The organism is Rhizobium terrae, assembly GCF_003425685.1.
GTDB lineage: Bacteria > Pseudomonadota > Alphaproteobacteria > Rhizobiales > Rhizobiaceae > Neorhizobium > Neorhizobium terrae.
In genome coordinates this window covers 382,775-405,144 of the sequence record NZ_QJKM01000004.1, presented here as the reverse complement: position 1 = coordinate 405,144, position 22,370 = coordinate 382,775, and the positions used below count along the sequence as shown (strand labels likewise).

Sequence of the window (22,370 nt, the reverse complement as noted above, 5' to 3'; positions counted from 1 at the left end):
GCTGATAAATTAAGTTATTGTTTTTGTGATGAAATCACGGATTCGTTATTGCTGCGTCCAGGGATAAACTTGACCTTGAATCTCTGCTTTGGCTAAAGGAGATGCGTCAACCTCATTCGCGGAGGCGATTTTGAGAACTTCTTCCCTGGCCGGCGTCGCGCCCGCCCTGTCGATCCTGGCCTTTTCCGTCATCGCTCTTTCCTCGCCGGCTTCGGCGCAGGTCACGGACAGCATCACCATCTACAACGCCCAGCACGAGGGCCTGACCAAGGAATGGGCGCAGGCCTTCACGGAAGAAACCGGCATCGCCGTCACCATCCGCCAGGGCTCGGACCTCGAAATCGGCAATCAGATCGTCCAGGAAGGCGCCAACTCGCCGGCCGACGTGTTCCTGACCGAAAACTCGCCGGCCATGGCGCTGGTCGACGGCAAGGGTCTCTTCGAGCCGGTCGACAAGGCGACCCTCGACCAGGTTCCGGACGGTTTCAAGCCCGGCAACGGCCACTGGGTCGGCGTTGCCGCCCGTTCGACGGTCTTCGCCTACGACAAGCGCAAGCTGAATGAGAGCACGCTGCCGAAGTCGATGCTCGACCTCGCCAGGCCGGAATGGAAGGGCCGCTGGACGGCATCCCCGTCCGGCGCCGATTTCCAGGCGATCGTCGGCGCGCTGCTGCAGCTGAAGGGCGAGGAAGCGACCGCCGCCTGGCTGAGGGGCATGAAGGAAAATGCAACCCCGATCCGCGGCAACTCGACGGCGATGAAGGCGGTCAATGCCGGGCAGTTCGAAGGCGCGCTGATCTATCACTACTATTACTTCGGCGACCAGGCGAAGACCGGCGAGAACAGCAACAACGTGCTGCTGCATTACTTCAAGAACCAGGATCCGGGCGCTTTCGTATCGATCTCGGGCGGCGGCGTGCTTGCCTCTTCCAAGCACAAGGAACAGGCGCAGGCCTTCCTGAAGTGGGTGACCGGCAAGGGCGGCCAGAAGGTGCTGCGCGACGGCACCTCCTATGAATACGCGATCGGCAAGGGCGAAGCCTCCAACAAGGCGCTCGTACCGCTCGCCGAACTGCAAGCCCCGAAGGTCGAGCCGGCAACGCTCAACAACGCCAAGGTCACCGACATGATGACCGCGGCCGGCCTGCTTTGAGCCGCGACGATAAGTTTGCTCTGAGACTCAGCATTAAGTGTTGCGTGAAGACATCGCAGGGCGTACCTGCGATGTCTTCTATTGTTTAAGCGTTGGATGACCGACAGGCGGATGCGTCATATTCCTCGTCATTCCTGTGCCCTTAGGGCTTCGCCCAAGGCATGTCACAGGAATCCAGCCACGGCGTATCTGCGCCGCGAAAAGATCCTATCGCGCGCAAGGACTTGCTCGCGCTGGATCTCTGTGGCGAGCACGGGGATGACGGCGGCGGGGGATTGCATTTTGTCCATGACGCCACGCGAGTTGGGTCCGCGATGACATCCGCCACCGACACGATGGTTTCCGCTTCCCCGCGTCACAGGCTGCCGACCGCGTCTTCCTGGACGCTGATGATCGCGGTCCTCGTCGCGGTGCTGGCGCTGATGCCGCTCGGCTTCGTGCTCTGGGCCACTGTCGTGACCGGCTGGGAGACGGCGATCCAGCTGATCTTTCGCGGACGAGTCGGCGACCTCCTGATCAATACCGTGCTGCTGATCCTCCTCACCCTGCCGGTCTGCGCCGCGCTGGCGGTGGCGCTCGCCTGGGCGACGGAACGTACGGACATTCCCGGCGCGCGGTTCTGGTCGTGGATGGCGGTCGCGCCGCTGACGGTGCCGGCCTTCGTGCATTCCTATGCCTGGATCGGGCTCTGGCCGGGACTGAACGGTCTCGGCGCCGGCGTGGCGGTGTCGGTCGTCGCGTATTTTCCGTTCATGTATCTGCCGGTTTCCGCCGCCTTCCGGCTGCTCGATCCGGCGCTCGAGGACCAGGCGGCCTCGCTGGGGCTCGCCCCCTTCGCCGTCTTCCGCCGCGTCGTGCTGCCGCAATTGCGGCTGGCGCTCTGCGGCGGAGCGCTGCTGATCGGCCTGCATCTGCTTGCCGAATACGGGCTCTTCGCGATGATCCGCTTCGACACGTTCACGACGGCGATCATCGACCAGTTCCAATCGACCTATAACGGGGTGGCGGCCTATATGCTGGCGCTGGTGCTGGTGCTGTGCTGCTTCGTGCTTCTCGGCCTCGAAGCGGCGCTGCGCGGCCGCAGCCGCTATGCACGGCTGGGCTCCGGTGTGGCGCGCCGGGCGAAGGTCGCAAGGCTCGGCGCGTGGAAATATCCGCTGCTGATCCTGCCGCTCGTCACCGCGGCCTTTTCGCTCGGCATCCCGGCACTCACCCTCGGCCGCTGGCTGATCGCCGGCGGCGCCGGCATCTGGCGGATGGAGGAGATCGGGCTGGCGCTGTGGCAGACGCTGGCGATCTGCCTCGTCGGCGGGCTGACGACCACGGCGGCGGCCGTGCCGATCGCTTGGCTTTCGGTGCGCCGGCCGACCCGCGCCAGCCGGTTTCTCGAAGGCTGCTATTATCTCGCGAGCTCGATGCCGGGCGTCGTCGTGGCGCTGGCGCTCGTCACCATCACCGTGCGGGCCATCCTGCCGCTCTACCAGACGGTCGCGACCATCGTGCTCGCCTATGTGGTGATGTTCCTGCCGCGAGCGCTCGTCAGCCTGCGCGCCAGCATCGCGCAGGTGCCGGTGGAGCTGGAGCAGGCGGCGGCGAGCCTCGGCCGCTCGCCGGGAAACGCGCTCTGGTCCACCACCGTGCGGCTCGCCGCCCCGGGGGCCGCCGCAGGTGTCGCGCTTTCCTCGCTCGGCATCATGAACGAACTGACCGCGACCCAGATGCTGGCGCCGAACGGGACCCGCACGCTCGCCATGGCCTTCTGGGCGCTGACCAGCGAGATCGACTATGCGGGTGCGGCACCCTATGCGCTGCTGATGGTCGTCTTCTCCATGCCGCTGACATGGCTTCTCCACCACCAATCGAAAAAGATCGCCGGGCGATGACGCTTCTTCAACTGACCTCCCTGCGGAAAAACTACGGCAGCGTCGCCGCGCTCGACGGCGTGGCGCTTTCGGTTCCGGCCGGCAGCCGGACGGCGATCGTCGGCCCTTCCGGGTGCGGCAAGACCACGCTTCTGCGTCTGGTCGCCGGTTTCGACGAGCCGGATGGCGGGACGATCAGCTTCGACGGACAGGTGCTGGCGGACGGCACCTTCCAGATGCCCGCCCACAAGCGCGGCATCGGCATCGTGGCGCAGGACGGCTGCCTGTTTCCGCATCTGACCGTCTCGCAGAACATCGGCTTCGGCATGGAGGCCGGGCGCGCCGTCAAGGAGGCGAGAGCGGCCGAGCTGATGGATATGGTCGGGCTCGACCGCGCCATGCTGTCGCGCAAGCCGGACCAGCTTTCCGGCGGCCAGCAGCAGCGCGTGGCCCTCGCCCGGGCGCTTGCCCGCAAGCCGCGGCTGATGCTGCTCGACGAACCGTTTTCGGCGCTCGACACGGGCCTCAGGGCCGCGACCCGCAAGGCGGTGACGGAGGTGCTGACGGCGGCCGGCATCACCACGCTGCTCGTCACCCACGACCAGGGCGAGGCGTTGGCCTTCGCCGACCAGGTGGCGGTGATGCGGGCGGGAAGATTCGCACAGGTGGGCAGCCCGCGAGACGTCTATTCGCGGCCGGTGGATGCGACGACGGCGACGTTTCTTGGGGAGGCGATCGTGCTGCCGGCAACGATCGGCGAGGGGCGGGCGGACAGTCCGCTGGGGCTCCTCGACGTCGACGATGTCGCCTATCGCGGCAGGGCCGCCATCATGCTCCGGCCGGAGCAGATTTCGGTGACGCGCGAGGGGCGGGGCGGGGTAGGCGAGGGCGCTGTCGGTACGATCGCCGAAATCACCTTCTGCGGTCCGACCTGCGACGTGCGGATCACCCTGCCGGACGCCTCTTCCTTCAGGCTGGACATCCCGAGCCGGGAAGCGTTTTCGGCCGGCGACGAGATCAGGATCGGTGTATCGGGGGCGGCCCACGTCTTCCGGTAGTTTGGAACCGCAAACGGTTCCCCGACGTTATCCGCCCATCACCATCAAGGAATAAATTCCATGCTGAAATGGGCTCTCATCTTCCTCGTGATCTCGCTGATTTCGGGCTTTCTCGGCTTTTCCGGCATTTCCGCCGCGACGGCCGGGATTGCGAAAATACTCTTCTTCCTGTTCCTGGTCGTCTTCCTGATCTTCCTGGTGCTGGCATTCGCAGCCGGCAGCGCGATCCTCTGAACCCGGTGCGGGCATCACGCCCGGCCGAAGGTCCTCGTGCGACAGCCCCATCGAGGCCGCAGCATGATGCGTCCCGATCCTCAGCTGCGCGGCGGGTGTTTTTGGGCGAAGACCAGCAGTTTCCAGACGACGGGGCCGAGAATGGAATGATTGTGGTGGCTCTGGGGCGTGGCCGCGCCCTTGTCGACGACGATCTCGTCGCCGCAGGCCTTGCATCGATAGATGCCGGCATTGACGACGACCTGGCCCGGCAGCCACTCCTTGTCGAAGGCCGCGGCATTTGCCTGGACCATATGCTCCGAATTCTTGTACTGCGCCATCCCTGCCTCCCTTGATGCCCGCCAACATAAGGGATGCATATGACCAAACTCCCAGCGCGGCTGGTGAAGAATCTCGATCGATGCCGTGCCGTTTCGGATCATGGGCGGCGTGAACCAGGCATTTCCCTCCGCCCATCCGGGCGAAGGGGCACCGAGGCCGTCATGACGAAAGGCTTACTTATCTGCGCGCGGGCAGCCGACGTCGTTCCAGAAGACGACGCGGTTGAACTCGCCGCGGCGGCCGTAACCGTTCACCACGACATACTGCCGGTCGACCGACTGGATGCGCGGATCGCTGAGGTAGCGGGTGGCCTTGGCAAGCGCTTCCCGCGCCCCGCAGAGCGGGCCGCGCGGACGCCGGCGATCATCCCGATAATAATCCCTGTCGCGGAATTCTCTCCGGTCGTAGAAGCGCTCGTCATAGCGCGGCCCGCCCCACTCCTGTGCCTGGGAGACGGCCGGCAGCGTCATCGCGCCCAGGAGGGCGGTCATCGCGAATGCCAGAACTGCTGCAGTTTTTCTTTTCATTTTTGCCTCCTTCAACTTTCGGCTGGTCCCACTCTATTGGAAGAGACATGAACAGAAGCCGAATGGATTCGTGCCCTTTGCTGGCGTTTGAACGGTTTCATGGCATTGGCGACGTTGTTCGCGCCAAGTAACGGACACACATTAATGGACAATGGACGATGCGGTTCCCAAGCGCCATCCCGAAGTCGGTTGACGGCAGAATCGGCGGGCTCCGGAATCCCGTTTCAAGGTTCAGCCTATGGCGCCTGGAACCGTGCCGAGATAGGCCACCAGCTCGCTTGGGCTCGCCTTTGCGATCTCCAGCCGGCCGAGCGGCGAGAACGCATCGAATACGGGCGCGGCATCGGGCGAGGAGGCGAGCACGAAGCCGTCGAGGCTCGTCGTCTGGCGGGCGAAATCGGCCGATACCTCGATCCGGTAGCCGTAACGCTGCAACGTGTCCACGACGGCGGAATGCAGGTCCTGGCTATGGGTGGAGATGAAGACGTAGTCGGCGCGCTTGTCGCTCAGGAACGACCGGGCGCCCTCCAGCATCTGGATTTCATAACCCTGGATATCGGAATGCAGGATATCGAGATGTTCGATCCCGCGCTCGGCGGCGAAGGCATCAATGCGGAAGCTGTCGTTGCCGACGAAGGACTTGATGAACTCCCCGGAATAGCCGTTGATCGCGAAATTGTTCTTTCCGCAGCGGAGGTTGATCTCTTCCGGCTCGACCATGACGCAGCGGCCCTTCGGAAAGGCCTTCATGAACCACATCGAATAATGAGCCCAGTAAGCGCCGAGTTCGATCATGCCGGGAGAGGTGGAGCCGATCTTCTTCAGGGTCTCCTGGAAACAGTATTCCTCCAGCGGCTCGTGAATGCCCCGGTTGAGGATCAGGATGTCGCTGAATTCCTTGTAATAGGCGAGATCGCCCTCGACGGGCACCCGGTTGCCGTTATGAAGGATGACACATCTCCTGTCGTCCACATAACCGGCCTCGGGGACCTTGGCGATCATCAGGTTGAGCGGGTCGGAAATGATCTCGCGGTATCTCTCGACGACGATTTCGGCCTTTCCGAGTTCACGCGGGTCCGCGTAGACCCTCGGGGCCGGGCCGCGGGTTTTCTTGAGCAGTTTTTTCAGTGCCCGCATCGGAAATTTCCCTGGTGGCAGATCGATTGTTCGAGGGTCGGAGAATGGCGGGCTTCAGCCTGAAAGGCGGTGCGGGCCGGTCGTATCCGCAGGCGCCCGAGGCCGGCGGCGCCTGCTCAGAGTTTCCGGTACCAGGCATCCCACCGGGACCAGTCGCGGTAGACGCGCTCGTAGCCCTTGGGCAGCAGCATCGCGTCGAGCTTTGCGTTGGCTTCCGTGTTGTTGTGTTCGATGCAGAACAGGCGGACCCGGAAACGGTCGAGATCGAAGGTTGACAGGATATCCGGTTCGTTGCCCTCCGTATCGATGCTGATGAAATCGATCACCGACGGGGCATTATACTGTTCGAGCATGTCGTTGAGGCTGATTGTCGTCTGGGTGACCTCGACGCTCTCCTGGCGGCGTTTTTCGGCATGCTTGTCCTTGAAGGCATGCTCGGCCATGGAGGAGAATTCCGGCTGGCCGGTAACGAAACGCATCGTGACCGACTTGCCGCTCGTCGCGTCGACGGGCTGGGTGCAGAGAGCCGCCTTGCGGGTCTGGCGAAGGGTATCGCCGAAGGCCGGATTGGGCTCGACCAGGATCCCCTGCCAGTCGTATTCGGTTTCCATGAGATAGCTGTTGCTCAGCTGTTTTCCGTCGAATGCGCCGATTTCGACGAAGAAGCCGCCGCGCTTGCCGTTGAGCTCCGACAGGGCCCAGCGATCCTGCTGCAGCTGGGAAAAGCTGTTTTCATTCCAGAACGGCGGACGTGCTGGCGACGCGGGTTTCTTCTTCAGTCCGAGCCAGGTTCGAATGCCCACGTTTCTGTCCGCATAATCGTTGGAATTTAAGGTGCAAAAGCGCTACCCCAAGCGAGCGCAGAATGCAAGAAAGGTCCTTATATGATACCAAAGTCAGGATGTTAAGAGAGATGCGCAAGGTCGGTATGCCACAAGAGACGGTGTCGCCCGCACAGGAAGAGAGGATTGCCGGCTTGGCTCCGAAGCGCAAGATGCTGATCGTCGAAAGGAAGCTCGCCGGCAATCGCGGCCACCATCATACGCAGGTCCCCGCCTTGTCCGCGCTGCTGCCCGGCCATTCCGTGCATCTCCTCGCCGGCGCCTCCTATGACGGTTTCCTGGGGGAGGCGGCCGGCCGCTTCGGCGAAGACGCAACCAGGCTTGCGCGATTTCACGCCCGCGCCCGACACGGCAGTACCGGGCAGAGGGTGGTCGCATGGGCGAAACTTGCGGCGGCGAAGGCGCCGTTCGGACGCCCTGCGGCATTCATGGGGGACACGCTTTACGAAACGAGCCGGAAGCTCGGTCTTGGCCGGGACGACCTGATCATCATCCCGACGGCGGAACTGGACACGCTGGAGGCGGCGCTGGATTTCGCAGGGCGAATGGGTAGCGGTGTGCCGCTCGTCAGCCTCCGCTTCCTTGGCGGCGATTTCGGAGAGCCTGACGAAGAAATCCGCCGGCAGCGCCTCAAGGCGGCCTGCGAAGCGCGGGCGGACCGGGTCGTCCTCTATTCCGAGACGGAGGAACTGGCGGCCTATCTTCGGACCGAGTTCGGCTGGGATATCCGCGGAGGGTTCTACCTGCCGTGCAGCATCGCCCCGGCGCCCTCCATCTTTTCGGAGAAGGCGGGGGACGCCTATCGCATCGGCATTTTCGGTCCGCCCCGGCGCGAAAAGGGGAGCGGCAGGGTGGCGGGCATCGTCGAAGCCACGGAGCGCGTGGCGCGGGCGGAAGGCTCGCCGCGAATCGAGTTCGTCATCCAGGGGGCGGATGCGGATTTCGGCGACGCCGGCGTCTATCGCGGGCTCGTCCGGTTCGAGGCTGCAGGCGGCGGCGTCGCCGTGGAAAAGCACGGCGACAGGATCTCGCCTGAAGCATTCGTCGCTCTCTTCCGGTCCGTGGATGCCGTCCTCCTGCCTTACGACATATCGGTCTACGGTCTGCAGGGCTCCGGCGTGGTGCAGGATGCGGTAGCCGGCCGTAAGCTGATCATCCACAGCGCCGGAATGGCGATGGCAAACCTGCTTGACCACGGCAATGCGCGCTCCGCCGTGACCGACGAGGATTTCGCGCGCGAGATCGTCAAGGCCGCGCACGCCGCGCCGCAGGAAACAGCGGCGGCGATGGAGAATGCCCTTGCCTATCTTCAGGAACGCCTGAGGGAGCATCCGCTGCTGGCGGCCGGACCTTCGACTTCCGGGGGATGAAGCAACGGGCGGGCGCTTCGGCAGCCTTTGCCGGTGCCGGCCGCCCCGCTGCATTTCGCAGCTCCGGCCTACTCCAAAAGCCACCAAAGCAAAAAGGCTTCCGGTTTCCCGAAAGCCTTTTCAAAACAGGATGGTGGGCGTGACAAGGATCGAACTTGTGACCCCTACGATGTCAACGTAGTGCTCTCCCGCTGAGCTACACGCCCATCCGATGGCGGCGCATAGACCATAGACTGGTCGGGCCGTCAACTGGTTTTTGAGGAGAAATACGAAGCTTTTTTGACAGGTCCGCATTTCCAGGCGTTTGGGTGCTGGCTGGCATGCCGTTGTCCCGAAACCGGCCTCCATTTTCGGGCGGCATGCGCCTCAGGCGGCCAGCAGCTTGTTCACTTCGTCCACAAGGTCGCGCAGGTGGAAGGGCTTGGACAGCACCTTGGCATCCTTCGGCGCCTTGGAATCGGAGTTCAGCGCAACGGCCGCAAAACCGGTGATGAACATGACCTTGAGATCGGGATCGAGTTCGGTCGCCCGGCGCGCCAGCTCGATGCCGTCCATTTCCGGCATGACGATGTCGGTCAAAAGCAGGGAGAATGGCTCTTCGCGCAGCCGGTCATAGGCGCTCGCACCATTGTCGAAGGACGCGACCTTGTAGCCCGCCTTTTCGAGCGCCTTCACCAGGAAACGGCGCATGTCGTTGTCGTCTTCGGCGAGAAGGATTTTCTGAATCATCTCCGGGACCGTCATCCAATGCAATTTTCAAGAGTTTTAGATATCTCTCACACTGCCAACACACGGTAAACATCCGTTTAATGGGGGTGGAAGAGGGTTTGGTAGGGTATAGATAGTATGGACTTCACGTCGGGCAACTGGCAACATGGGTTTCCGAACAAGTTCGTGACATGGTAAAGGCAGGATGGATTGCGACGCGGGTGATTTTGAACATTTCGAAGTGAGGGAACCCGCCACGCAGACCATTCCCTTCGTGTTCAATTCGCCGCATAGCGGCCGGTTCTATCCGCCCGCCTTTCTCGCCGAAACCAATCTCGATTCGCTCGCCATCCGCCGTTCCGCCGACCACTATGTCGACGAACTCTTCGCCGCGGCGCCGGAACTCGGCGCGCCGTTGCTTCTTGCCCATTTTCCGCGTGCCTATCTCGACGTCAATCGCGAGCCCTATGAGCTCGATCCGCGGATGTTCGACGGCCCGCTGCCGTCCTTCGTCAATATCGGGTCGATCAGGGTTGCGGGCGGGCTCGGCACCATCCCGCGGATCGTCGCGGAAAACATGGAAATCTACCGTCGGCGACTGCCGGTCGACGAGGCGATGTCGCGCATCGAGGCGATCTACAAGCCTTATCACGCCTGCCTCAGAAAGCTGATCGCCCGTACCCATGCGCGTTTCGGGCTCGCCATCCTGATCGACTGCCATTCGATGCCCGGCAATATCAGGCTTTCCGGCTCCGACATCCGGCCCGACTTCATCATCGGCGACCGCTACGGCACCAGCGCCTCCGCCGAGCTTTCGCGCGCGGCGCTGCAAATCCTTGACGGCATGGGTTTTTCGGCGGTCCGCAACAAGCCCTATGCCGGCGGCTTCATCACCGAGCATTACGGCCGGCCGGTGAGGGGCCTGCATGCCTTGCAGATCGAGATCAACCGCGCCCTCTATGTCGACGAGGTGACGCTTGCTAAGCAGCCGGAATTTCCGGCCGTCGCCGCGGCGATCGGCGATTTCATGCGCCAGATGGCGGATTTCGTCATCGATTTCTCCAGCCGCGACGGCGCGCTGGCAGCGGAATAGGTCCCCAGTTTTCCACAGGCCTCGGGGGCGTGCGTCCCATCGTTCAGGTTCGGTTGCTGCGTGTCGTTTCCAGAGCGGTGCGGCCTGGTTGCGCGGGATATACCCCAGCAGAATCGCAGGCAAAAAAAACCGCGCTTTTGGCGCGGCTAAGTCTAGGGAGGAAACACCCAAGGAGGGTATTTACAGTCAAAGACTGTATGCTGACGGTAGCGGTGCATTGCACAAATGTCAAGCATGTATTTCAGATGATTAAATTTTCATCATTTTTGACCAAAATGATCGGTTTTGAAGCAGGGGCAGCCTTTAATTTGTCTTCTGCCCCTGTGGATAACCGAAAGCGGTTTTCCGGACGGGCCGCCTGCTCTAGAACAGGCCTGCATTTCAAAGAGGGGTTTTTATGCTTCCCGATCGCGACTTCTTTCATGCCCTTGCCGATGCCGCCAGGGCTGAGACCTTGCCGCGTTTCCGCACCGGCGCTTCGGTGATCAACAAGCTGGCGGGCGGTTTCGACCCCGTGACGGAGGGCGATCAGGCTGCCGAAACAGCGATCCGCGCGCTGATCACGGACAGGTTTCCGGAACACGGCATTCTGGGCGAGGAACACGAGAATATAGGCCTCGACCGGGAGCATATCTGGGTGATCGATCCGATCGACGGCACGCGGGCCTTCATTTCCGGCCTGCCGGTCTGGGGTACGCTGATCGGCTTCCAGTCGAACGGCCGGGCGACGATGGGGCTGATGGACCAGCCCTTCATCGGCGAGCGCTACTTCGCCGACGGGGCGCGGTCCTGGTATTCCGGTCCGGACGGCGAACAGCAGATCTCCGTGCGCGACTGCGGCAGGCTTGCCAATGCGACGCTCTTCACCACCTCGCCGCATATCTTTACGGGCGACGACCTGGCAAAGTACCGCTCCGTGGAAGAGAAGGTGCGTCTCTTCCGTTACGGCTGCGATTGTTATGCCTATGTGCTGCTGGCCTCGGGCCATGTGGATCTCGTCGTCGAGAACAATTTGAAGCCCTATGATGTCGGGGCGCTGATCCCGATCATCGAACAGGCGGGCGGCATCATCACCACCTGGGACGGCGGACGGCCGGAAGGCGGCGGCAATATCGTCGCGGCCGGCAGCAAGGCGGTGCATGCGGAAGCGCTGGCGCTGCTTGCCGGCCGCTAAGGCGCGAATCAGGCAGCGGTTTCCGAAAGGTCGAAACCGCCGTCCTGTCCGGGCATGAAGGCTTCGACGGCGGCAAGCCCCTGGGCGCGATAGATATCCCGGTCCTGGAAAAGCTCATGGCGGGCACCGTTGATGGTGACGAGCTGGCCGGCGCGGAAATTGCGCGACAGCTCCTCCTGCGCCCGGTAGGGCACGATGCCGTCCAGAACCGGGGCGAGGATGAGGGTCGGGATGGTGATCCGGGTGAGGTGCGTCTGGTTCGAAACGCGGCTCATGGCCTTGAACGTCTCATGCAGCCAGCGGGCGGTCGGGGCACCGATCGTCAGTTCCGGATGGGCGGCGATGATCTCCGCATTGCGCCGGAAGCGGGCAGGATCGGAGGTGAGCGGATTGCCTTCGAAAGGGCGGCGGCTCATGTCCTTGCCGAGCTGCATACGGCCAAAACCGGTCCAGGAGGCGAGGCCGGAGACGGCGCGGATCACTCCTTCGGGCACGCCCTGGCCTGATAGCGCGACATAGGGCGCATTGAGCGCCATACGGTGGATGCGGTTCGACAGGCGCGGCGCGGCCGAGAGCGCAATCAGCGCGCCGGTGGAATGGCCGACAAGGAAGAAGGGCAGGCGGCCATCCGGCAGCACGATGTGCTCGAGGAAGATTTCCAGATCGCGCTCATAATCGGAAAAGCGCCGCACATGGCCTTTCCTGGGGTTCTTCGTCAGACGCTCGGAACCGCCTTGGCCGCGCAGATCGAAGGTCGCGACCCAGAGGCCTTGCGCATTCAGATCGCGGATGGTTTCGAAATACTTTTCGATGAATTCGTTGCGGCCCTGCATGAGAACGACGGTGCCGGCGGCCGGCGAGACGTGCGACCGGAACAGGCCGTAGCGCAATTTCGTACCGCGATGGCCGGTGAAGTAACCGGCCGTATAATTATCCGGCGCCGGGTTGTTCGGGGTCGGGTGGAGGATGTCGTCCGTGGAATCTGCCGCTTCGCTCATGAACCCAAGCGACATGAGCGGCGGCGCGACGTCAAGGGAAAAGACGCCAAGGGAAAAGAAGAAAAGCGCGGCTGGTGGCGGCCAGTCGGCGGCCGGTGAAAAGGATACCGATCGCCGCACAATGGGGTAATCCGTGCGACGATCGGTGGGCGAACCGACAGGAGGAGGTTTGCATCACCGATCATAACCAAGGCGCGTCACAGCAGCGTCATTCGCCGGAACGATTGACGTTTCTTTCTCGCCATAGGGAGGTGTGGGAAGTCTATCGGCTACGGGCTTTGACCAATCAGGCGGGGAGAACGGATGAGGCCGGTGCCAGGATCTACCCTTTAACCGTCTTATCCGTCCAGCCGTCTAAGGCCAGAAGCTGTGGAGAATCGCCGCGATGCCCGCGATCCAAAGTGCTGTGATCAGGCCTGATCCTATCAGGAAAAGTTTGATATCCATGAATGCTCTCCAGTAGGACAGCGTTAATCAAAGGTGCGTCACACCCGCGTCACGCGAGCGTCAAAGGATTGTCTCTCTTATTGCGTGCCGAGGCGGCAGGCATCGGAAGGGCAAAAAAGGCCGGAACCGGCGGGACGGGGGTGTCGCTCGGTTCCGGCAGCCAAAGACTGAAGCGAAGGGACGAATGGGCTTCAGTCTTGAAGAGCAATCTGCCTTCCAATGAGTTTCGTTCTAACAGGGGATGCCTGAACGCCGCCCGAACCTGCCGTTCATATACGGTTCAGGCACGAAAACGGTTTCTCGAACCAAGGTCTTGAAGCCGGAAAATGCAATTCCCATCTTGGTAATGTGGGCGCCAATATGGGTCCGCCGAAGGGCTCCGGCATCGCCACAAAGGGTTGCCGAAGGCCAAACCAAACCGCAACGTCGCTTCAAGAGAGGACATCATGCGTCACGTCGATTTTTCCCCCCTTTACCGGTCCACCGTCGGTTTCGACCGCCTTTTCAATCTGCTCGACAGCCGCGGCCCGGCCGACCAGACCCCCAGCTATCCGCCCTATAATATCGAGCGGACCGGGGAGAACACCTACCGCATCACCATGGCGGTCGCCGGTTTCGATGAAAAGGAACTGAGCCTCGAAGCCCATGCCAACGTGCTGACGGTGAAAGGTGAAAAGAGCGAAGAAGAAGCCGCCGGAGAGAGCGAATTCCTCTATCGCGGCATCGCCAAGCGCGCCTTCGAGCGCCGCTTCCAGCTCGCCGACCATGTCGAAGTCCAGCAGGCTTCGCTGAAGAACGGCCTGCTTCATATCGATCTGGTCCGGAATATTCCGGAAACCATGAAGCCCCGTCGCATCGCGATCGCTGCAGAAGCCGTCGCTCCGAAGACGATCGAGGCTCAGGTCGCCCCGCAGCAGGTCAACTAATCCTCGGCGCCGGCGCCGCGCGAGCGGCCAGCCGACGATTGCAAGCCGAGTCGGCGGCCCTTCCACTTGGGGGAAGGGCCGTTTTTTGTTGTCTTCGTCAGGCTGCTGCCGGCGCTGCCGCGGCGTCGTTGCGCTTCAGGCGGCCGGCATATTTCTGGGCGATGACGGCGCAGGCCATCAGCTGGATCTGGTGGAAGAGCATCAGCGGCAGAACGATGGCGCCGATCGACGACGACTGGTGAGCGAAGATGGCGTTCGCCATCGGCACGCCGCTCGCCAGCGACTTCTTGGAACCGCAGAAGGTGATGGTGATCTCGTCTTCCTTGTTGAAGCCGAGGAGACGCGCCCCGAACATGGTGATGCACAGCACGGCGGCAAGCAGGGCCATGTCGATGAGGATGACGACGCCGATATCGAGCGCCGAGAACGTGTGCCACAGGCCTTCCATGACGGCCTCCGAGAAGGCGAGATAAACGACCATCAGGATCGAGCCGCGATCGACCGGAGCGAGGATCTTCTTCTTCGAGCGTATCCAGCCGCCGATCCAGGGCTGCAGAATCTGACCGACGACGAAGGGCAGAAGCAACTGCAGCAGGATACTCTCCAGCGCATCCCAGGAAAAGCCGCCGTCGCCGGTGGTGGACAGAAGCAGCCCGGCCAATAGCGGCGTCAGGAACATGCCGAAGATGTTGGAGCCGGAGGCGGCGCAGATTGCTGCCGGCACGTTGCCGCCCGCCATGGAGGTGAACGCGATCGAGGACTGCACGGTCGAGGGCAGCACGCAGAGGAAGAGGATGCCGGCGTAAAGCGGCGCCGCCAGGATGTCTTCCGGAATGAAGCCGATCATCAGGCCGAGGATCGGGAAGATTGCGAAGGTGGCTGCGAGGATCACCAGGTGCAGGCGCCAGTGCAGGATGCCCGCCACCACGACGTCCCGCGACAGGCGGGCGCCGTGCAGGAAGAACAGGAGGCCGATGGCGATGTCGGTCGCCACCCCGAACCATTCCGCATAAACGCCGTGGATCGGCAGGACGGAGGCGAGAATGACGGTGCAGACAAGGAAGACCGTGAAACGGTCCGGCAGAAAACGGCTCATGGGGCGGATTCCTCGATTGGAGGATTTACCCATCGCTTATCATAAAGCAGAATGCAAACACTAACAGTTATCACGAAAGTCGATGGCGATGCTGAACCTCGCGCATTTGAACAGCTTCGTCATGCTGCAGCAGACGGGCAGTTTCACCGAAACCGCCGTGCGGCTCGGTATCGGTCAGTCCACCGTCACCCAGCATATCCAGCGGCTGGAAAAAGCGCTCGGGCGGCAGCTCGTCTTTCGCGACACGCATCAGGTGCGCCTGACGGCCGAGGGTGAGGCGCTGCTCGGTTATGCCCGCGGCATGCTGGATCTGAACGGCAGGGTGGCGTCGCTTTTCGGCGAAAGCCGGCTGCGCGGGCGGTTGAGGCTCGGCGTTTCGGAGGACGTGGTGGCGAGTCGGCTCACGTCCATACTGGAAGACTTCATCCGGCTTTATCCGCTGGTCGATCTGGAACTCACCGTGGCGCTCTCCGCAGTGCTCTATCAGATGCAGGATGTCGGCGACCTTGATCTCGTGCTCGCCAAGCGACATGTCGGCGAGACGCAGGGGCGGCTGCTCTATCGCGAACCGCTGGTCTGGCTCGCCCGCGATCCGGACCACGTGCTGTCGCGCGGCGATGCCTTGCCGCTGATCGCCTTTCCACCACCTTCCATTACAAGGCGCGTAGCCCAGGAAGCGCTCGACCGGGAGAAGATGGCGTGGCGGATCGTCTGCACCTGCGGCAGCCTGAGCGGCCTGACTGCCGCAGCGCGGGCCGGCATGGGCGTGCTGGTGCAGCCGCGCAGCATGGCGCCGGCGGGCTTGAAGGAAATCCCGGCCGAACGGCTGCCGGTGCTGGAGGATGTGGAATTCGTGCTGGTGCCGAGACGTGGGGCGGATGCGGCGCTGGTGGAGGCGCTGTCGAACTTGATCGTGGCGCAGATTGCGCCGTAGGGAATGGTGTGATGGGCGGTGCGGTGATCCGTCCTCCTCCCTTGCGGGGGAGGTGCCGGTAGGCGGAGGGGGGTGGTTCAGCGTATTCTTCGATAGAATTTGTTGAACCACCCCCCTCTGTCGCCTCCGGTGACATCTCCCCCGCAAGGGGGGAGAAAGGAGAGCGTGGCACCCGCCTTCGTTTTTCAATCCGCTTTGCAAATAGTGAGAAACTGATCGACATCCTCTTCCGTCGTCGCGAAGGACGTGACGAGGCGGATCAGCGTCTCGTCGTCCTTCACCGGTTCCGACATGTTGAGCGGGGTCGGCCAGCCGTAGAATCTTGCGCCCCTGGCTTCGGCGGCTTGGGCGGAAGCCTTGTTCAGCACGGCGAAGACCTCGTTGGAGGTCGTGTCCCACGCGAGCCGGGCGCTGTTTTGCGAGCGGATGCCGGCGCGCAGGCGGTCCGCCATCGTGTTGGCGTGCCTTGCCATGCCGAGCCACAGGTCATCCGAGAGATAGGCGTCGAACTGGGCCGAGATGAAGCGGGTCTTCGAGAAGAGCTGGGCGGCGCGCTTACGAATGAAGGCGAATTCCCTGGCGAGGTCCGGATTGAAGAAGACGATCGCCTCCGCACACCAGCAGCCGTTCTTGGTGCCGCCGAACGAGAGGATGTCGACGCCGCGCTTCCAGGTCATCTCGGCCGGCGAGACGCCCAGGGCGACGAGCGCGTTGGCGAAACGGGCACCATCCATGTGCACCGGCAGGCCGTTTTGCCTGGCGATCGCCGTCAGCGCGTCAATCTCATCCGGCGTATAGACGGTGCCGAGTTCGGTCGCCTGGGTGAGGGTGACGGCAGCGGCGCGGCCGTGATGCAGCGAATCCTGCGGAAAGCCGGCAATCCCGGCGGCGAGCTTTGCCGGATCGATCTTGCCGTTTTCGCCTTCGACCGGAACCATGCGCATGCCGGAGAAGAAGTCCGGCGCACCGCATTCGTCCTCGATCACATGCGCTTCCGAATGGGAGAAGGCGACGCCGCCGATGCGGGCGATACTGGCAAGCGACAGCGAGTTGGCAGCGGTGCCGGTGGAGACGAAATAAACGGAAACGTCACGTTCGAAAATTTCGTTGAAGCGCTTCTCCACCGCCTTGTCGAGATCGCTGTTGCCATAGGCGGCGGCGAACCGGGTCGATTCCCTGGAAAGACGTTCATTGATGGCGGGATGGGCGCCAGCCCAGTTGTCGGAAGCGAAAAACATGAAAGGACACCTTGGGAGGTTTTTGAAAAGCGAGGCGACATTAAGGGTTTTAAGGCCGTAATCAACGGGAAAGGCGACAAGCCGCGGCGGACCTATATAAGGGGCAATCATCGAAATGACGGCGGCCTCGATGCGTAATTAAATTTCACGGCGGTAGGGCCGATGGCAATCTCCTGTCGCGCGACCGCCAAATTAATGGCAGCTCTCCCCTTGTTAAGCTTTTGTATCTGTGTCATAGAAGATACGAATTAGGACAGAAGTGCTGTCCTAATTTCGGGAAAGGAAAGCTTAACAAGGTTCGCTTTCCCGCTGACGCCGACGCCGATCCGGGTTATGTTGCACTGCAAAGCTGTAATTCGCGCCGGCGCGGCGCCATCGCATGAGTGAGGGATGGCATGTAGCCATGTCATTCCATGGAAATAAAAGAGAGCCACTTTGCCCGCGCGATGCGCGGCCAACAGGAGGAATGACGATGACGAAGATGATCTCCGAGATGTCCGGCGCCGAGCCCCAAGTCTTTGCAGAGACGAAAGCGTGCGTTTCTCCTGCCGGGGCATTCGTGGCCTCCGGGGTGCCGGCCGCCCAGGGCCTTTACCACCCGGCGAACGAGCATGATGCCTGCGGCGTCGGTTTCATCGCCCATATGAAGGGCAAGAAGTCGCACCAGATCGTCAAGGACGGCCTCTTCATCCTCGAAAACCTGACGCATCGCGGTGCTGTCGGCGCCGACCCGCTGATGGGCGACGGCGCGGGCATTCTCGTGCAGATTCCCGACCGCTTCTTCCGCGAGGAGATGGCGAGCCAAGGCGTTACCTTGCCGAAGGCTGGCGAATATGCGGTCGGCCACTTCTTCCTGCCGCGCGACGCCGAGCAGATCGAGCATTTCAAGAAGGTGATCGTCGAGACGATCGCGGAAGAGGGGCAGCAGTTCCTCGGCTTCCGCGAGGTGCCGGTCGACAATTCCTCGCTGTCCAAGGCGCCCGATATCGCCGCGACCGAGCCCTATCACCTGCAGGTGTTCATCGGCGCCGGCCGGGACGCCGCGACCAACGCCGAGTTCGAGCGTCAGCTCTTCCTCGTCCGCAAGGTCATCTCCAACCGCATCTACGACCAGTTCGGCGGCCAAGAAACCGGCTTCTACCCGGTTTCGCTGTCCTCCTCGACCATCGTCTACAAGGGCATGTTCCTGGCCTATCAGGTCGGCGCCTATTACAAGGACCTCTCGGACCCACGGTTCGAGACGGCGGTTGCGCTCGTCCACCAGCGTTTCTCGACCAACACCTTCCCGTCCTGGAAGCTCGCGCATCCCTACCGCATGGTCGCCCATAACGGCGAAATCAACACGCTGCGCGGCAACGTCAACTGGATGGCGGCGCGCCAGGCATCGGTGTCCTCGCCGCTTTTCGGCGACGACATTTCCAAGCTCTGGCCGATCTCCTACGAAGGACAGTCGGACACAGCCTGTTTCGACAACGCGCTCGAATTCCTGGTGCGCGGCGGTTATTCGCTCGCCCATGCGATGATGATGCTGATCCCGGAAGCCTGGGCCGGCAACCAGTCCATGTCGAAGGAACGCAAGGCTTTCTACGAATACCATGCTGCCCTGATGGAGCCGTGGGACGGCCCGGCTGCCGTCTGTTTCACCGACGGCAAGCAGATCGGCGCGACGCTCGACCGTAACGGCCTGCGCCCGGCCCGTTACCTCGTCACCGACGACGACCGCGTCATTCTCGCCTCCGAAGCCGGCACGCTGCCGGTGCCGGAAGAGAAGATCGTCAAGAAGTGGCGCCTGCAGCCCGGCAGGATGCTGCTGATCGACATGGAAAAGGGGCAGATCATCTCGGACGACGAGCTGAAGTCGCAGCTTGCGACCAGGCATCCTTACGAGAAGTGGCTCGACCGCACCCAGCTGATCCTCGAAGACCTGAAGCCGGTGGAGCCGCGCGCGCTACGCCGCGACGTCTCGCTGCTCGACCGCCAGCAGGCCTTCGGCTACACGTCGGAAGACACCAAGATCCTGATGTCGCCGATGGCGACGACCGGGCAGGAAGCGGTCGGCTCGATGGGCACCGATACGCCGATCTCGGCCATGTCGGAAAAGTCGAAGCTGCTCTACACTTATTTCAAGCAGAACTTCGCGCAGGTGACCAACCCGCCGATCGACCCGATCCGCGAAGAGCTCGTCATGAGCCTGGTGTCGTTCATCGGCCCGCGCCCCAACATCCTCGATCACGAGGGTGCGGCGAACGCCAAGCGCCTGGAAGTGCGCCAGCCGATCCTGACCAATGGCGATCTGGAAAAGATCCGCTCGATCGGCCATACCGAGGACCGGTTCGACACCAAGACGCTCGATTTCACCTATGACATCGAGCGCGGCGCCGAAGGCATGCCGGAAATGCTCGACCGGCTGTGCGAGCGCGCCGAAGCGGCGGTCAAGGGCGGCTACAACATCATCGTGCTCTCCGACCGCCAGATCGGGCCGGACCGGATCGCCATCCCGGCACTGCTGGCGACGGCCGCCGTGCACCATCACTTGATCCGCAAGGGTCTCAGAACCTCGGTCGGCCTCGTCGTGGAATCCGGCGAGCCGCGCGAGATCCATCACTTCTGCTGTCTTGCCGGTTTCGGCGCGGAGGCGATCAACCCCTATCTCGCCTTCGATACGCTGACCGACATGCACATGCGCGGCGAGTTCCCGAAGGAAGTGGATGCGAGCGAAATCGTCTACCGCTATATCAAGGCGGTCGGCAAGGGCATCCTCAAGGTCATGTCCAAGATGGGCATCTCGACCTATCAGTCCTATTGCGGCGCGCAGATCTTCGACGCGGTCGGCCTGTCGTCCGAACTGGTCGAGAAGTATTTCTTCGGCACTGCGACCTCGATCGAAGGCGTTGGCCTCGAAGAGATCGCCCAGGAAACCGTTGCTCGCCATCATGCGGCCTTCGGCAAGGATCCGGTTCTGGCCTCGACGCTCGATATCGGCGGCGAATATGCCTATCGCATGCGCGGCGAAAGCCATGCCTGGACGCCGGACGTGGTGGCGACGCTGCAGCATGCCGTGCGCGGCAACAGCCAGGACCGGTACCGCGAATTCGCCGAGATGGTGAACGAGACGGCGGTCAGGATGAACACCATCCGCGGCCTCTTCAAGATCAAGCCGGCGGAAGCGATCGGCCGCAAGCCGGTTTCGATCGACGAGGTGGAGCCGGCGGTCGACATCGTCAAGCGCTTCTCCACCGGCGCCATGTCCTTCGGCTCGATCTCCCGCGAGGCGCACACGACGCTCGCGATTGCCATGAACCGGATCGGCGGCAAGTCGAACACCGGCGAGGGCGGCGAGGAGAGCGACCGCTACCTGCCGCTACCGGACGGGTCGCAGAACCCCGAACGTTCGGCGATCAAGCAGGTCGCTTCCGGCCGCTTCGGCGTCACGACCGAATACCTGGTCAATGCCGACATGCTGCAGATCAAGGTGGCGCAGGGTGCAAAGCCCGGCGAAGGCGGCCAGTTGCCCGGCCACAAGGTGGATGCGACGGTTGCCAAGACCCGGCATTCGACGCCGGGCGTCGGCCTCATCTCGCCGCCGCCGCATCACGACATCTATTCGATCGAAGACCTGGCGCAGCTGATCTACGACCTGAAGAACGTCAATCCGACTTCGGATATTTCCGTCAAGCTTGTCTCGGAAGTGGGGGTCGGCACGGTTGCCGCCGGCGTCGCCAAGGCGCGCGCCGACCATATCACGGTCGCCGGCTTCGACGGCGGTACGGGCGCCTCGCCGCTCACCTCGCTGAAGCATGCGGGCAGCCCCTGGGAAATCGGCCTTGCCGAAACCCAGCAGACGCTGGTGCTGAACGGGCTTCGTTCGCGCATCGCACTTCAGGTCGATGGTGGTCTCAAGACCGGCCGTGACGTCATCATCGGGGCGCTGCTCGGTGCCGACGAGTTCGGTTTCGCGACGGCTCCGGTCATCGCCGCCGGCTGCATCATGATGCGCAAGTGCCACCTCAACACCTGTCCGGTGGGCGTCGCGACCCAGGACCCGGTTCTGCGCAAACGCTTCAAGGGCACACCGGAACACGTCATCAACTACTTCTTCTTTGTGGCCGAGGAGGTGCGCGAGATCCTGGCGTCGCTCGGCTTCACCCGGTTCGACGAGATCATCGGCATGGTGGAGCTTCTGGAAAAGGACGAGATGATCGCCCACTGGAAGTCCAAGGGTCTCGATTTCTCGAAGATCTTCCACAAGGTCGAGGCTCCGAAGGAAGCAACCTACTGGACCGAACGCCAGAAGCACCCGATCGACGACATTCTCGACCGCAAGCTGATCGAGAAGGCCCAGGCTTCGCTGGAAAGCAAGGAGCCGGTCGTCATCGAAGTGCCGATCAAGAACGTCGACCGTTCGGCCGGCGCCATGCTTTCCGGCGCGCTTGCCAAGCGCTGGGGCCACAAGGGCCTCAAGGACGACACGATCCATGTGACCCTGACGGGGACCGCCGGCCAGTCGTTCGGTGCCTTCCTCGCCCGCGGCATCACCTTCGATCTGGTCGGCGACGGCAACGACTATGTCGGCAAGGGTTTGTCGGGCGGCCGCATCATCGTGCGTCCGCCGGAGAACTCGCGGATCGTCGCGGAGAATTCGATCATTGTCGGTAATACCGTGCTTTACGGCGCAATCACCGGCGAGTGCTATTTCCGCGGCGTCGCGGGCGAGCGCTTTGCGGTGCGCAACTCCGGGGCGATCGCCGTCGTCGAAGGCGTCGGCGACCATGGCTGCGAATACATGACCGGCGGCATCGTCGTCGTGCTCGGCGAGACGGGACGCAACTTCGCGGCCGGCATGTCGGGCGGCGTCGCCTATGTGCTCGACGAGGAGGGCACGTTCGCCAAGCGCTGCAACATGGCGATGGTCGAACTCGAACCGGTTCCGGAAGAGGACGACATGCTGGAGAAGCTGCACCATCACGGCGGCGACCTCATGCACAAGGGACGTGTCGACGTTTCCGAGGACATGACGCGCCACGACGAGGAGCGCCTCTACCAGCTGATCTCCAACCACCTGCATTACACGGGTTCGACCCGCGCCAAGGAGATCCTTGACCGCTGGACCGAATACCGGCCGAAATTCCGCAAGGTCATGCCGGTCGAATACCGCCGCGCGCTGGTGGAGATGGAACGCATGCGGATGGGGATTGCGGCGGAATGATTGGAGTTTGGCTAATCTTGTGATATGACAATGTCATATCACAAGA

General features: G+C 62.6%; 18 protein-coding genes and 1 tRNA gene. 10 read left to right on the top strand and 9 right to left on the bottom strand.

The window, feature by feature from the left end:
- The first annotated feature begins 172 nt into the window (after window positions 1-172).
- From DMO26_RS09940 to DMO26_RS09925, 4 genes are all read left to right on the top strand, one after another.
- On the top strand, window positions 173-1,153 hold the full coding sequence (locus DMO26_RS09940; RefSeq protein ID WP_226951251.1) for an iron ABC transporter substrate-binding protein: 981 nt from the start codon (window positions 173-175) through the stop codon (window positions 1,151-1,153).
- 314 nt (window positions 1,154-1,467) lie between these two features.
- A complete protein-coding gene (locus tag DMO26_RS09935; RefSeq protein WP_117191883.1) occupies window positions 1,468-3,036 on the top strand; it encodes an ABC transporter permease in 1,569 nt (522 codons plus the stop codon).
- Entirely contained in the window at window positions 3,033-4,073 is a 1,041-nt protein-coding gene (locus DMO26_RS09930; protein ID WP_117191882.1) for an ABC transporter ATP-binding protein, read from the top strand. The genes DMO26_RS09935 and DMO26_RS09930 overlap by 4 nt, the downstream gene beginning before the upstream one ends.
- Window positions 4,074-4,133: 60 nt before the next feature.
- Window positions 4,134-4,307 carry a DUF1328 domain-containing protein gene (locus DMO26_RS09925; RefSeq protein WP_117191881.1) on the top strand — a complete coding sequence of 58 codons (174 nt, stop codon included), beginning with the start codon at window positions 4,134-4,136 and terminating at the stop codon, window positions 4,305-4,307.
- An 80-nt stretch (window positions 4,308-4,387) separates the two neighbouring features.
- On the opposite strand, the gene DMO26_RS09920 is transcribed toward DMO26_RS09925, so the two are convergent.
- The 4 genes from DMO26_RS09920 to DMO26_RS09905 all read right to left on the bottom strand — a co-directional run bounded on the left by DMO26_RS09920 (window position 4,388) and on the right by DMO26_RS09905 (window position 7,095).
- Complete coding sequence (locus tag DMO26_RS09920) at window positions 4,388-4,627, bottom strand: hypothetical protein (RefSeq protein WP_117191880.1); 240 nt, start codon at window positions 4,625-4,627, stop codon at window positions 4,388-4,390.
- 174 nt (window positions 4,628-4,801) lie between these two features.
- A complete protein-coding gene (locus DMO26_RS09915; protein WP_117191879.1) occupies window positions 4,802-5,155 on the bottom strand; it encodes a hypothetical protein in 354 nt (117 codons plus the stop codon).
- A 231-nt stretch (window positions 5,156-5,386) separates the two neighbouring features.
- Window positions 5,387-6,292, bottom strand: coding sequence for an FkbM family methyltransferase (locus DMO26_RS09910; RefSeq protein WP_117191878.1), 906 nt, complete (start codon window positions 6,290-6,292; stop codon window positions 5,387-5,389).
- A 116-nt stretch (window positions 6,293-6,408) separates the two neighbouring features.
- Window positions 6,409-7,095: an FkbM family methyltransferase gene (locus tag DMO26_RS09905; protein WP_117191877.1), complete on the bottom strand. Its 687-nt coding sequence runs from the start codon at window positions 7,093-7,095 to the stop codon at window positions 6,409-6,411.
- A 110-nt stretch (window positions 7,096-7,205) separates the two neighbouring features.
- Here DMO26_RS09905 and DMO26_RS09900 point away from each other — a divergent pair, with 110 nt between their 5' ends.
- Window positions 7,206-8,504 carry a glycosyltransferase gene (locus DMO26_RS09900; protein WP_117191876.1) on the top strand — a complete coding sequence of 433 codons (1,299 nt, stop codon included), beginning with the start codon at window positions 7,206-7,208 and terminating at the stop codon, window positions 8,502-8,504.
- Window positions 8,505-8,635: 131 nt separating this feature from the next.
- Here the strand turns inward: DMO26_RS09900 and DMO26_RS09895 are convergent.
- Window positions 8,636-8,710 (bottom strand) — tRNA-Val (locus DMO26_RS09895).
- 160 nt (window positions 8,711-8,870) lie between these two features.
- Entirely contained in the window at window positions 8,871-9,233 is a 363-nt protein-coding gene (cpdR1, locus tag DMO26_RS09890) for a response regulator CpdR1 (protein WP_037077221.1), read from the bottom strand.
- Between the two features lie 184 nt (window positions 9,234-9,417).
- On the opposite strand from cpdR1, the gene DMO26_RS09885 reads away from it, so the two are divergent.
- Window positions 9,418-10,305 carry an N-formylglutamate amidohydrolase gene (locus DMO26_RS09885; protein ID WP_117191875.1) on the top strand — a complete coding sequence of 296 codons (888 nt, stop codon included), beginning with the start codon at window positions 9,418-9,420 and terminating at the stop codon, window positions 10,303-10,305.
- Between the two features lie 397 nt (window positions 10,306-10,702).
- Window positions 10,703-11,479 carry a histidinol-phosphatase gene (hisN, locus tag DMO26_RS09880; protein ID WP_117191874.1) on the top strand — a complete coding sequence of 259 codons (777 nt, stop codon included), beginning with the start codon at window positions 10,703-10,705 and terminating at the stop codon, window positions 11,477-11,479.
- Window positions 11,480-11,487: 8 nt separating this feature from the next.
- Here the strand turns inward: hisN and DMO26_RS09875 are convergent, their stop codons facing one another.
- The gene (locus tag DMO26_RS09875; protein WP_117191950.1) at window positions 11,488-12,477 is read right to left on the bottom strand and encodes an alpha/beta fold hydrolase; all 990 of its coding nucleotides are present in this window, start codon (window positions 12,475-12,477) and stop codon (window positions 11,488-11,490) included.
- An 893-nt stretch (window positions 12,478-13,370) separates the two neighbouring features.
- On the opposite strand from DMO26_RS09875, the gene DMO26_RS09870 reads away from it, so the two are divergent.
- A complete protein-coding gene (locus DMO26_RS09870) occupies window positions 13,371-13,850 on the top strand; it encodes an Hsp20 family protein (RefSeq protein ID WP_117191873.1) in 480 nt (159 codons plus the stop codon).
- A 97-nt stretch (window positions 13,851-13,947) separates the two neighbouring features.
- Here the strand turns inward: DMO26_RS09870 and DMO26_RS09865 are convergent, their stop codons facing one another.
- The gene (locus DMO26_RS09865) at window positions 13,948-14,946 is read right to left on the bottom strand and encodes a bile acid:sodium symporter family protein (protein ID WP_117191872.1); all 999 of its coding nucleotides are present in this window, start codon (window positions 14,944-14,946) and stop codon (window positions 13,948-13,950) included.
- 88 nt (window positions 14,947-15,034) lie between these two features.
- Here DMO26_RS09865 and DMO26_RS09860 point away from each other — a divergent pair, with 88 nt between their 5' ends.
- Window positions 15,035-15,880: a LysR family transcriptional regulator gene (locus DMO26_RS09860; RefSeq protein ID WP_117191949.1), complete on the top strand. Its 846-nt coding sequence runs from the start codon at window positions 15,035-15,037 to the stop codon at window positions 15,878-15,880.
- A 185-nt stretch (window positions 15,881-16,065) separates the two neighbouring features.
- Here the strand turns inward: DMO26_RS09860 and DMO26_RS09855 are convergent, their stop codons facing one another.
- A complete protein-coding gene (locus DMO26_RS09855; protein ID WP_117191871.1) occupies window positions 16,066-17,118 on the bottom strand; it encodes a threonine aldolase family protein in 1,053 nt (350 codons plus the stop codon).
- A gap of 472 nt (window positions 17,119-17,590) precedes the next feature.
- Here DMO26_RS09855 and gltB point away from each other — a divergent pair, with 472 nt between their 5' ends.
- On the top strand, window positions 17,591-22,324 hold the full coding sequence (gene gltB / locus DMO26_RS09850) for a glutamate synthase large subunit (protein WP_117191870.1): 4,734 nt from the start codon (window positions 17,591-17,593) through the stop codon (window positions 22,322-22,324).
- The last annotated feature ends 46 nt before the right edge of the window (window positions 22,325-22,370 follow it).